Source organism: Caulobacter sp. D5 (assembly GCF_003185805.1).
GTDB lineage: Bacteria > Pseudomonadota > Alphaproteobacteria > Caulobacterales > Caulobacteraceae > Caulobacter.
Genome location: NZ_QHJY01000312.1, coordinates 1 through 6,559, shown reverse-complemented (window position 1 = coordinate 6,559; position 6,559 = coordinate 1). Strand labels below are relative to the sequence as shown.

At 71.6% G+C, this 6,559-nt stretch carries 6 protein-coding genes; all 6 read left to right on the top strand.

The features are described from left to right. Nucleotides 1-69 precede the first annotated feature (69 nt). The 6 genes from hemW to DMC18_RS19165 all read left to right on the top strand — a co-directional run bounded on the left by hemW (nt 70) and on the right by DMC18_RS19165 (nt 6,313). Entirely contained in the window at nt 70-1,215 is a 1,146-nt protein-coding gene (gene hemW, locus DMC18_RS19190) for a radical SAM family heme chaperone HemW (RefSeq protein WP_110120430.1), read from the top strand. 57 nt (nt 1,216-1,272) lie between these two features. Next, on the top strand, nt 1,273-2,145 hold the full coding sequence (rsmI, locus tag DMC18_RS19185; RefSeq protein WP_110120428.1) for a 16S rRNA (cytidine(1402)-2'-O)-methyltransferase: 873 nt from the start codon (nt 1,273-1,275) through the stop codon (nt 2,143-2,145). Further along, the gene (locus tag DMC18_RS19180) at nt 2,142-2,546 is read left to right on the top strand and encodes a YraN family protein (protein ID WP_110133211.1); all 405 of its coding nucleotides are present in this window, start codon (nt 2,142-2,144) and stop codon (nt 2,544-2,546) included. Before rsmI ends, DMC18_RS19180 begins: the two co-directional genes overlap by 4 nt. Further along, a complete protein-coding gene (locus DMC18_RS19175) occupies nt 2,543-3,358 on the top strand; it encodes a SirB1 family protein (protein WP_110133210.1) in 816 nt (271 codons plus the stop codon). The genes DMC18_RS19180 and DMC18_RS19175 overlap by 4 nt, the downstream gene beginning before the upstream one ends. A 344-nt stretch (nt 3,359-3,702) precedes the next feature. Then, complete coding sequence (gene gshB / locus DMC18_RS19170) at nt 3,703-4,656, top strand: glutathione synthase (protein WP_110120431.1); 954 nt, start codon at nt 3,703-3,705, stop codon at nt 4,654-4,656. Between the two features lie 121 nt (nt 4,657-4,777). Next, entirely contained in the window at nt 4,778-6,313 is a 1,536-nt protein-coding gene (locus tag DMC18_RS19165) for a YifB family Mg chelatase-like AAA ATPase (protein ID WP_110133209.1), read from the top strand. The last annotated feature ends 246 nt before the right edge of the window (nt 6,314-6,559 follow it).

Here is a 6,559-nt window from a genome sequence, read left to right as displayed (position 1 = left end):
TGGCCTTCGAGAAGCTGAAGGCGGCGCTGTTTGAGTGAGGAACGCCTCCCTCCGCTAGGCCTCCCCCCTCTGGGCCTCCCCCCCCTGGGCCTCTACGTCCACTGGCCCTACTGCGCCCGCATCTGCCCCTATTGCGACTTCAACGTCGTGCGCGACCGGGGGCGGACCGACGAGCAGGCGGCCCTGGCTGACGCGATCGTCGCCGACATGACCGCCCAGCGCGCCCTGACCGGGCCGCGCCGCCTGCTGTCGATCTTCTTCGGCGGCGGCACGCCCTCGCTGATGGACCCGGCCGCCGTCGCCCGCGTGATCGCGACCGCCAAGACGCTGTGGAGCCCGGCCGACGACCTGGAGATCAGCCTCGAGGCCAATCCCACCGACGCCGAGGCCGGCCGCTTCGAGGCGCTGGCGCAGGCGGGCGTGGCGCGGCTGTCGCTGGGCGTCCAGGCGCTGGACGACGCCTCGCTGAAGATGCTTGGCCGCAACCACGACGCCGGCTCGGCCAGGCGGGCCGTCGCCACGGCCGCGCGCCTTTTCCCGCGCCTGTCGGTCGATTTGATCTACGCCCGCCCCGGCCAGACCGACGCCGCCTGGCGCGAGGAGCTGGGAGAGATGCTGGCCTACGGACCCGAGCACGTCTCGCCCTACCAGCTGACCATCGAGGCCGGCACCGCCTTCGACCGCGCGGTGGGGCGCGGCAGGATCGTGCCGCCCGACGAGGACCTGGCCGCCCAGCTGTTCGAAACCACGCAGGAGGTGCTGGAGGCCGCCGGCTTCGACGCCTACGAGGTTTCCAACCACGCCCGGGGACCGGCCGCCCGCTCGCGCCACAACCTCGTCTACTGGCGAGGCGTCGACTATGTGGGCGTCGGCCCCGGCGCCCATGGTCGCCTGACGTTGCCGTCGGGTAAGCTCGCCACCACCGCCCGGGCGAAGATCACCGACTACATCGCCGCCGTCGCCCGCGACGGGACCGGCTTCGAGCGCGAGGACCTCACCCCCGTCGAGGCCGCCGAGGAGCGCCTGCTGCTGGGCCTGCGCATCGACGACGGCGTGGCCTTTGCCGAGATGGCCGCCCTCGACCTTTCGGCGGACACGCCCAAGGTGAAATCGCTGGTCGAGTCCGGGCTTCTGGTCGATGACCCTTATCGTCTGCGCGCCACGCGTCAGGGCAGGCTCGTGCTCGACCGGCTTACGGGCATGCTGGCGACCTGATAACTGTTCGCGACACCTTCTCCGGGGCAGCGCCCCACACAAGGATAGTTCCGCGTCTTGAGCCGTCTGCTTCCCCCGCCCGTCCTGTCCGACGCCCCCCTCGCGCCCGGCCTCTATCTCGTGGCCACGCCGATCGGGAACCTGCGCGACATCACCCTGCGGGCGCTCGACGTGCTGGCGGCCTGCGACCTGCTCCTGGCCGAGGACACCCGCGTCACCGGCAAGCTGCTGTCGGCCTATTCCATCAAGACCAAGCTGGAGCGCCACGACGAGCACGTGGCCGAACGCGCCATCCCGGTCATCCTGGAGCGGCTGGAGGCCGGCGAGCGCGTGGCCCTGGTCTCGGACGCCGGCACGCCGATGGTCTCCGACCCCGGCTACCGCCTGGCCCGCGAGGCGATCGCGGCCGGCCATCCGGTGTTTCCGATCCCCGGCGCTTCCGCCGCCCTTGCGGCGCTCACCCTGGCCGGCCTGCCCACCGACCGCTTCCTGTTCGCCGGCTTCCCGCCGCCCAAGAGCGGCGCGCGCAGGACCTTCCTGGAGGAATTCGCCAACGTCCGCGCCACCCTGATCTTCTTCGAAGGCGCCTCGCGGGTGGACGACACCCTGGCCGACATGGCCGCCGTGTTCGGCGCCGATCGTCCGGGCGCGGTGTGCCGTGAACTGACCAAGCTCTACGAGACCTGCGTGCGCGGCCCCCTGGGCGAGCTGGCCGTCGATCCCCGCTTCGAGGCCCCCAAGGGCGAGATCGTCATCCTGGTCGGTCCCGGCGAGGAGAAGGCCGCCAGCGCCGACGACGCCGAGGCCGCCCTGCGCGAGGCCATGACCCGCCTGCCCCTGGGCGAGGCCGCCTCGGAGGTGGCCAAGGCCCTGGGCCTGTCGCGCAAGGACCTCTACCGCCAGGCCCTGGCCCTGAAGGAGGCCGGATGACGGCCGGTCCCTTCCGCGACATCCGCAGCGCACGCGGCGCGGCCGCCCGCCGCTCCGGTCGCCGGGCCGAAGCGATCGCCGCCGCCTGGCTGATGCTGAAGGGCTACCGCATTCTCGGCTTCCGCCTGGCCACCCGCGCGGGCGAGATCGACATCCTGGCGCAACGCGGACGCGTCTTGATCGTTGTCGAGGTCAAGAGCCGGACGAGCCTGGAGGCGGCGCTGGAGGCGGTGAGCTTCGAACAACGGATGCGCCTGCGTCGCGCGGGCGCGCTGGCCGCGGCCTCGCGCGCCGGGCTGAAGGGCATGGCCGTGCGCCTGGACCTGCTGGCGATGTCGCCCGGCCGCCCGCCCCGCCACGTCCCCGACGCCTGGCCCGATGACGGGAGGGGCTGGGCATGACCCGTGACGAGGCCGAGGCAATCCTCACCCGCGCCGGCGAGCACGACGACGACGGCTTCCCGCTGTTCGAGGCGGCCACGGCCTGCGCGGTGCACGACGATCCCGACCGCGACGAGCAGCCGGCCCTCGACCTGGCCCGCTCGGCCGTCGAGCGCCTGAAGAGCCGCCTGCGCAGCGAGTCGCCCGAAGAGGCCATCGCCGAGACCATGGCCGGCGACCTGCGCCTGACCGGCGACCTCCTGACCTACGACCACCCCGACAACGCCGACGTCATCGCCATCGCTGAGCGCCGCAAGGGCCTGCCCGTGGCCCTGGGCGTCTTCTACATCCACGCCGCCCGCGAGGCGGGGCTGGAGGTGTTCGGCGTCGACTTCCCCGGCCACTTCCTGCTGCGCATCGAGACCGACGAGGGTCCGCTGGCGCTGGATCCGTTCAGCGAGGGCCGGGTGGTGCTGCCCTCGGAGCTGTCGCGCCGGGCCCTGCGCACCGGCCTGATGCCCGACGTCGCGGCAAGGCTCGACCAGCTGATGGCCCCGATCTCCGACCGCGCCGTGCTGATCCGCCTGCAGAACAACATCTTCGCCCGCGCCCAGCAGGCCCGCGACTGGGCCCGCGCCGAGCGCTCGGCCCTGCGCCGCGCCCTGCTCGACCCCACCGACCACCACCCCTGGCTCGACGTCGCCGCCGCCCGCGAAGGCCAGGGCGCCCTGGCCGGGGCGCTGCAGGCCCTGTCGCGCGCGCAGACGCTGGATGGGGGCGCGACGATCGCGGCCCGAGCCGCACGCGAACGCGTGCGGCTCAGACTTAACTAGAGAGGGCCGCACGAGAGCGGGTGCGGCTCCGCCTCAACTGATCCCTCTCCCCTTGCGGGAGAGGGTGGCCTCCGAAGGAGGTCGGGTGAGGGGTCGAAAGCCCGATCCGCCGCGACCGGTGGATCGGCTGGGTGAAAACGGGTCGTTCTGAGAAACCCCTCATCCGACGGCCGGAGTTTACCCTCGGGCCGGCTTTGCCGGACCCGGGGGCCGCCACCTTCTCCCGCAAGGGGAGAAGGATTCGGAGATCGGCCCTCGCAATCGCCCAGCTTCGACTTAACTAGACACCAGCGCCCCGGAACCGTGTACCTGTGCGCGCAAGTCAAAACGCCCCAGGAGTCCCCATGTCGTTGCGCGTCGCCGTCCAGATGGATCCCGTCCTGGGGATCAACATCGACACCGACACCACCTTCCTGATGATGATGGAGGCCAAGATCCGCGGCCATAAGCTGTGGTTCTACACCCCCGACAAGCTTTCCCTGGAGGACGGCCGGGTCTTCGCCCGCGCCCAGCCGCTGGAGGTGTTCGCCGAGAAGGGCGCCCACGCCAAGCTCGGCGAGACCGTGCTGCTGGACATGAAGGACGACGTCGACGTGGTGCTGATGCGCCAGGATCCGCCGTTCGACATGGCCTACATCACGGCCACGCACTTTCTCGAAAAGGTTCACCCCCACACCCTGGTGGTGAACAATCCCGCGGAAGTGCGCAACGCGCCCGAAAAGCTGTTCGTCACCGACTTCCCCGGCGTGCAGCCGCCGACCCTGATCACCTCCGACCACGAGGCGATCTACGACTTCCGCGCCCGCCACGGCGACATCGTCCTGAAGCCCCTCTACGGCGGCGGCGGCTCGGGCGTGGCCCGTCTGCTGGCGGACGATCCCAATCTCGACGCCCTGCTCGAACTGCACGCCATGATCGGCCGCGAGCAGGTCATCGCCCAGAAGTTCGTCCCGGCCGTCAGCAAGGGCGACAAGCGCGTGCTGCTGGTCGACGGCAAGCCGGTCGGCGCCATCAACCGCGTGCCGGCCGCCGGCCAGGTGCGCTCGAACCTGCGCGTCGGCGGCCGGGCCGAGGCCGTCGAGCTGACCGCCCGCGACAAGGAGCTGTGCGCCATCATCGGCCCGGAGCTGAAAAAGCGCGGCCTGCTGTTCGTCGGCATCGACGTGATCGGCGACTATCTGACCGAGATCAACGTCACCTCGCCCACCGGCGCGCAGCAGTTGAAGCGGTTCAGCGGAATCGACGCCGCCGCGATCCTCTGGGATCGGATCGAAGCCATCCGATCAACCTCTGCTTGAACAAGTGTCGCTAGTATACTGAATCGTCACACTTTCTCAAAACGTTCGATTTTTGTTCTTGCTCCGAACCGGTCCCCATGCTGGACTTGTGGATAACTAGGACAAAAACCGGGGGATCGGGATGGCGGCCAAGGTCGTCACGGTGGCGTTCGAGGGCGTCGAGGCGCGTCGCGTCGACGTCGAGGTGCAGCTGACCGGCGGTCAGGTCGCCTTCGCCGTCGTCGGCCTGGCCGACAAGGCCGTGGCCGAAAGCCGCGAGCGCGTGCGGGGCGCCTTCGCCGGTCTCGGGCTGTCGATGCCAGGCAAGCGCATCGTCGCCAACCTGGCCCCCGCCGACCTGCCCAAGGAGGGCACGCACTACGACCTGCCGATCGCCCTGGCGGTGCTGGCGGTGATGGGCGTGGTCCCGGCCGACGCGCTGGACGGCTGGGCGGCGATGGGCGAGCTGTCGCTCGACGGCCGCATCGTCGCCTGCGCCGGCGCCCTGCCCGCGGCCATGGCGGCCGGGGCCATGGATCTGGGCCTGATCTGCCCCGAGGCCTGCGGGCCGGAAGCCGCCTGGGCCGGCGGCACGCGGATCCTGGCGCCGCGCTCGCTGGTGGCCCTGATCAACCACTTCCGGGGCAGCCAGATCCTTTCCGCCCCCTCCCCCGGCCCCGTGATCGAGGGCGAGCGGGCCAAAGACCTGCGCGACGTCAAAGGCCAGGAGCAGGGCAAGCGGGCGCTGGAGATCGCCGCGGCCGGCGGCCACAACCTGCTGTTCGTCGGCCCGCCCGGCTCGGGCAAGTCGATGCTGGCCCAGCGCCTGCCGGGCCTCCTGCCGCCGCTGACCTCGGGCGAGCTGCTGGAGACCTCGATGGTCCATTCGGTGGCCGGGCTGATCGCCAAGGGCACGCTCACCCGCGCCCGCCCCTTCCGCAGCCCCCACCACAGCGCCAGCATGGCCGCCCTCACCGGCGGCGGGCTGAAGGCCAAGCCGGGCGAGGTGTCGCTGGCCCATAACGGCGTGCTGTTCCTCGATGAACTGCCCGAGTTCGGCGTCCAGGCCCTGGACAGCCTGCGCGCGCCGCTGGAGACCGGCGAGGTGATGGTCGCCCGCGCCAACGCCCACATCCGTTATCCGGCCCGCGTGCAGCTGGTCGCCGCCATGAACCCGTGCCGCTGCGGTCACGGCGGAGCCGGGCGCGGCGCCTGCGGCAAGGCCCCGCGCTGCCAGCGCGACTACCAGGGCCGGGTGTCGGGTCCGCTGATGGACCGCATCGACCTGGCCGTCGACATGCCCGCCGTCACCGCCGCGGACCTGGCCCTGCCGGCCTCCAGCGAAGGCTCGGCCGAGGTCGCCGCCCGCGTGGCGGCCGCTCGTCGCCTGCAAGCCGAGCGCGCCGAGAACGTCATGCCCGGAACGCCCGAGGTGCTGAACGGCCGCGCCGAAGGCGAACTGCTGGAGCGCATCTGCGCCCTAGACGAGCCCGGCCGCACCCTGCTGACCCGCGCCGCCGAAGCCGGCCGCCTCTCCGCCCGCGGCTGGACCCGCACCCTGCGCCTGGCCCGCACCATCGCCGACCTGGAAGGCGCGGCGTCGGTCAAGCGCGTGCACATCGCCGAGGCCCTGGCGCATCGCAGGACGGCGACGGTCGGGGAAATGGAAACCCTCTGATCCTCACTCCCCGTGCGACGGCAACCACGACGTGGTGGAGGGACCGAGACCGAGCGCCGCGCCAGATCCTCCCCCCCCCCTGGGGGAGGTGGCCCAAAGGGCCGGAGGGGGGCCGTTTTCAGCTTCCCCAGCGCCGGCCGGCCTTTTCCCCGTAAAATCCCCGCGAAAGCGGGGACCCAGGCTTTTCCATTCCCTCTCCCCTTGCGGGAGAGGGTGGCCTGCGAAGCAGGTCGGGTGAGGGGTCTC

Excerpts from the sequence above, each read along its gene's own strand:
- gshB (WP_110120431.1), top strand. The coding sequence starts at position 3,703 with ATGTCGTTGCGCGTCGCCGTCCAGATGGATCCCGTCCTGGGGATCAAC.
- DMC18_RS19180 (WP_110133211.1), top strand. The coding sequence starts at position 2,142 with ATGACGGCCGGTCCCTTCCGCGACATCCGCAGCGCACGCGGCGCGGCC.
- DMC18_RS19175 (WP_110133210.1), top strand. The coding sequence starts at position 2,543 with ATGACCCGTGACGAGGCCGAGGCAATCCTCACCCGCGCCGGCGAGCAC.
- DMC18_RS19165 (WP_110133209.1), top strand. The coding sequence starts at position 4,778 with ATGGCGGCCAAGGTCGTCACGGTGGCGTTCGAGGGCGTCGAGGCGCGT.